At 66.4% G+C, this 586-nt stretch carries 1 protein-coding gene; it reads left to right on the forward strand.

The annotated features are described in order from the left end of the window. The coding region (locus tag HT585_RS31570; protein ID WP_176356706.1) for an ATP-binding cassette domain-containing protein at nt 1-586 on the forward strand (586 nt) is incomplete at both ends.

The raw sequence follows: 586 nt of genomic DNA on the forward strand, positions 1-586 counted from the left end.
CGCGCCATGCTCGGCATCTGGCCGGTCTTACGTGGGGCTGTTCGCATCGACGGCGCCGATCTCAACCAATGGCCCGAGACGCTGTTCAACCAGCATGTCGGCTACCTGCCGCAGGACGTGGCGCTGATGGACGGCACGGTGTCGGACAACATCTCGCGCTTTGCCGAGGCACCGAATGCGCGCGCCATCATCCGCGCGGCCAAGGCCGCCGGCATCCACGAGATGATCGTGCACCTGCCGAACGGCTATCAGACCGAACTTGGTCCTCATGGAACCGCACTGTCCGCAGGCCAGCGGCAACGCATTGCCCTGGCTCGTGCACTCTACGGGGATCCTTTTCTTGTGGTGCTCGACGAGCCGAACTCCAACCTCGATGCGGAAGGGGAAGAGGCGCTGTGCCAGGCCATCCTCAAGGTGCGCGAGCGCGGCGGCATCGTCGTCATCGTCGCCCACCGCCCGAGCGCGCTGCAGACGGTCGACATGATCGGCCTGGTGCAGGCCGGCCGGCTGGTCGCCTTCGGCCCGAAGGAGGAGATCCTGCCGTCGCAGAAGATGCGGCCGCTGGTGGTGGAGAAGAACCGCAGGG

This window comes from Ensifer oleiphilus, from assembly GCF_013371465.1.
Lineage (GTDB): Bacteria > Pseudomonadota > Alphaproteobacteria > Rhizobiales > Rhizobiaceae > Ensifer > Ensifer oleiphilus.